Annotated in this window: 1 pseudogene; it reads right to left on the minus strand. The window is 75.6% G+C overall.

Going from position 1 to position 4,698, the window contains the following annotated elements:
* Nucleotides 1-4,698 (minus strand): annotated as a pseudogene (locus ACKOQ4_RS16905) (hypothetical protein); the annotation flags it as partial.

The following is a 4,698-nucleotide window of genomic DNA, read 5'->3' on the forward strand; positions in this document are numbered from 1 at the left end:
AGTGGCGGTGCCGGTGGTCTCGGCGGCAACGGCGGCAACGGCGGCAACGGCGGCAAGGGCGCGAACGGTGCCAATGCCGATGCGACCAACCCGGCCCAGGCCGGCGGCACCGGCGGTGCCGGTGCCAACGCGGGCAACGGCGGAGTCGGCGGCGCCGGAGGCAAATCCGTCGCCGGCGGCGCCACCCGTTCCGCCGGTGCCACCGGCGCCGCCGTTGGCACCGCTGCCGTTGGTGCCGCCGGCGACGGATTTGCCCCCGGCGCCGCCGACTCCGCCGTTGCCGGCGTTGGCACCGGCACCGCCGGTGCCGCCGGCCTGGGCCGGGTTGGTCGCATCGGCATTGGCGCCGTTCGCGCCCTTGCCGCCGTTGCCGCCGTTGCCGCCGTTGCCGCCGAGACCACCGGCACCGCCACTGGTGCCGGCGACCAGACTGGCGCCACCGGCGCCGCCCCCGCCGCCGGTGCCGCCCGCGGTGCCGGAGCCGCCGTTCACCGCGTTGGGTGCGGTGCCGTTGATACCGGTCGCGCCGTTACCACCGGCACCACCCGTCCCGCCCGCGCCGCCATTGCCTCCGGTCAACCCGCCCGTGCCGCCGACGCCGCCGGCGCCGCCGTTACCGCCGGGCGTGGTGGTGGTGACAAAGGCACCGAAGGCGAAGTTGGAGTAGAACTCGGTCAGCAGATAATCGAACTCAAAGGAACTCACCGGCTGAAGTGCCTGCACCACCATGAAGCCCTCCCTGCCGGTGATCTGGGTTGCCGAGGCCGTCGTGCCTATGTCGACCGTCACATCCTGGGACCACAGGATCTCCACCGGGTACTGGAAGGAGATGGTGACCGGTTGTGAGGGCTGCCCGATCGAGGAAAACGCCATCAACGGACTGCTCGGCGTTCCGAACTGCAAAGTGTTCTTGCCGGCCTGAACGTTCTGGATCGTGGGATTCACGTTTGGAACGTTGTACTGCGCGGGGAATGTGCTCCAACCGAACATGCTCGTAGTGGTGTTGAGGTTGAACGGAGCGCCTCCCAACGTGGTCAGCGTGTAGGTGAAGGGGATGCTGGTGCCGGTAACCGGATCCACGATGGTGCCCGTGGCGACGTTGGTGCCGGTGTTGATTCCGCTGGGGTAACCCGCCCATTGGAAGGTGCCGGTTGCCGTGCCCGTCGCGCCGGCTCCGCCGTTGCCGCCCTTACCGCCGTTGCCGGCCACACCTCCGGAGGCGCCCGCGGTGCCGTTGCTGCCGCCGGTGCCGCCGGTGCCCTTGGCTCCCAATGCGCCGCCGGCGCCGGCGATCCCGACGTTGCCGCCGGCGCCGCCGGCCGAACCGTTGGGCGATGACGCGGTGCCGGCGATGCCGTTGCCGCCGGCACCCCCAGCTCCGGCCGCACCGCCGGTGCCGCCGTTACCACCGCTGCCGTTCGTTCCGCCGGTCGTGCTGCCTCCGGTGCCGCCGGCGCCGCCGTTACCGCCGGTGCCGCCGTTACCGCCGGCGCCGCCCGCGATACCGACCGTGGTGCTGTTCAGTCCGGCGCCGCCGATGCCGCCGGCCGCGCCGTTGCCGGCCTTGCCACCGTCACCGCCGATGCCGGAGGTCGCCGACCCGCCGTTGCCGCCGGCACCGCCGTTGCCGCCATAGGCGCCATTGGATCCGTTGCCCGGTGTGACGGTGCCGCCCGTTCCGGCCGCGCCGGGGCCACCGGTGCCGCCGTTGCCGCCGGCACCGCCGTTACCGGCCTTGCCGCCGGTGGCCGTGCCGCCGTTACCGCCCTTGCCGCCGTCGCCGCCGTAGTTGTTGGCGCCGCCGATGCTGGCGCCGGTGCCGCCGGTGCCGCCGTTACCGCCGTTGCCGAACGAACCTGCGACGCCGGAGATCAGGCCGGTTCCGCCCTTGCCCTCCACACCGGCGTTGCCGCCGTTACCGCCGGCCGCGCCGGGCCGGTTGACCAGGGAGGTGAAGGTGCCGTTGAGGCCGTTGCCGCCGTTGCCGCCGAGTCCGCCGCTGCCGGCGTTGCCGCCGTTGCGGCCGTTGCCCTGGATGCCCGCAGTTCCGGTCGTGCCGCCGCCCGCGCCGGCCGCGCCACCGCTGCCGCCGTTGCCGCCGCTACCGCCGGCACCGCCGTCCGACCCGGCCTTGGCGACAGCACCGCCACTGACCGCGTTGGTGCCGTTGAAGCCGGCGCCACCGTTGGAGCCATTGCCGCCGAGGCCGCCGGTGCCGCCGTTGCCGCCGTTGCCGTCGGCGCCCTTCGCGGCGAAAATGGTGCCGGCGCCACCCGCGCCGCCCGCGCCGCCCGCGCCACCGTTACCGGCCTTACCGCCGGATCCGCCGGCCTGTCCCGCGACACCGACCGCGGCACTGTTCGCCCCGGCCACGCCGTTGCCGCCGTTACCACCGACGCCGCCATTGGCGCCGTTACCCGCGGCACCGCCGGCCGAGTCGGCACCCCTGCTGGCACCAAAGCCACCGGCCTTGCCACCGGAAGCGCCTGCCCCGCCGTCACCGCCGACGCCGCCGACGCCGCCGTCGGTGCCGGCGACGCCACTCGAACCCGCCGCAACGCCGTTGGCGCCACTGGTGCCGGCCGCACCCACACCACCGGAACCGCCGATGCCGGCCGTGCCCGCGTCACCGCCGTTACCACTGACGCCGGACGACGCCGCGCCGCCGTTGCCGCCCGCACCGGCGGCACCGCCGTCGGCGCCGAAGCCACCGGCACCGCCGCCGGCCTTGCCAGACCCGCCGCTACCGCCATTGCCGCCCGCGCCGCCGTTGCCACCGTTGCCGGCGATTCCCAACTCGGCGCTACCCCCGGCACCGCCGGCACCGCCGTCGCCACCGAAGGTGCCGTTCTCGCCGGTGCCCGCAACGCCGGAGACACCGACGCCGCCGTCACCGCCGCGGCCACCGGCGCCGCCCTTGCCGGCCCGCGTGGCGCTGCCGCCGTTACCGCCCGTGCCGCCGTCACCCGCGGAGACTCCGGCGATTGGGGGCGTGGAACCGTCACCGCCGGAACCACCGTTACCGCCATCGGCCCCGGTGCCATCGAGGCCCGGATTCAGGCCGGTGCCACCGCTGCCCTCGACCCCGGCGTTACCGCCGTTGCCGCCGTTGCCGCCGCCGAATCCGGATTGACCGTCGGCGCCGTTGCCACCGGCGCCGCCGGCACCGGCATTCCCGCCGTCGCCCTGGATACCGTCCGGAGCGGTCCCGCCACCGGCGAATCCGGCCGCGCCACCGCTACCACCGGTGCCGCCACTGCCGCCGCGACCGCCGTCGGTACCGGTACTGGTCACCACGGACCCGGAACTGAACACACCGTTGTACCCGGCGCCACCGTTGGCTCCGTTGCCGGCGGTCCCGCCGTTGCCGCCGTTGCCGCCACGGCCATCGACGCCGCCTTTTGCGCTACCGCCGCCGGCACCGGCCCCGCCGCCCTGACCACCGGAGCCACCGGCACCGGCGTTACCGCCGGAACCGCCGGCCTGGCCCGCCACGCCCTGCGTGACGCTCGAGGTCCCGGCGACGCCGTTGCCACCGTTGCCGCCGCCGCCGCCCTGACCGGCCCTGGCGCCGTTTCCGCCCTGCGAGTCGACACCGGCGGGGACGCCCGCACCGCCGGCCGCGCCACCGGCAGCACCCGCGCCGCCGTCGCCACCGTCGCCGCCGGCCCCGCCGTCGGTGCCGGCACCGCCACTGGAACCAGCAGCGACCCCGTTGGCGCCGTTGGCACCGGTCGTGCCGTCGCCACCGATACCGCCGTTGCCGGCCGTGCCCGCGTTGCCGCCGGCACCGTTGGTGCCGGACGTCGAGGTACCGCCCCTACCGCCGGCACCGGCGTCCCCACCGCCGCCGCCAGATCCGCCGGCACCACCGCCGGCCTTCCCCGAACCGCCGTTACCGCCGTTACCGGCGCTGCCACCGGCGCCACCGTTACCGGCGACTCCGGACACGGCGTTTCCACCGGCGCCACCGGCGCCGCCCGCACCGCCGGGCGTGCCGTCCACACCGAAGCCGGCCTTACCGGAGAAGCCCGCACCGCCGTTACCACCTGCACCGCCGGAACCGGCGTTGAACGCACCGGTGGCGCTACCGCCGCTTCCGCCCTTGCCGCCGGCACCGCCTTCGACACCCGCGGTGAAGGAGGCCGCGCCGACACCGCCGGCACCGCCGTTGCCGCCAGTGGCACCGATGCCACTCGTGCCGGCGGTACCACCGGTCCCGGCGCCCGCCGCACCGCCGGCACCCACGCTCCCCGAGCTGCCGCCATTGCCGCCCGCCCCGCCGTCGGCGATGGTCCCGGACACACCGGCGGCGCCGTTACCGCCGAGACCACCGGCGCCGGCGTTGCCGCCGGTGCCACCGTTACCGGCGTTGGCGTTCGCACCGGCCGTGCCACCGGTGCCTCCGGTGCCGACCGCGCCACCGAGACCTCCGGCGCCGCCGGCACCGCCGGCGCCACCGTTGCCGCCGTTGCCGCCGTTCTGCCCGGCGCCACCGGGGCTGATGCCGTTGGCGCCGTTGAAGCCGATGCCGCCATCGCCGCCGGCACCGGCGTTACCGCCCAGAGCACCCGCCCCGCCGCTGCCGTTGATACCCGCCGGCGCACCCGCACCACCAGCAGCACCCGCATTACCCCCGACGCCGCCCTTACCGCCGGCACCCGCATCACCACCAGCACCACCGGCCTGACCGTTGAC

The organism is Mycobacterium sp., assembly GCF_046095365.1.
Classification (GTDB): domain Bacteria; phylum Actinomycetota; class Actinomycetes; order Mycobacteriales; family Mycobacteriaceae; genus Mycobacterium.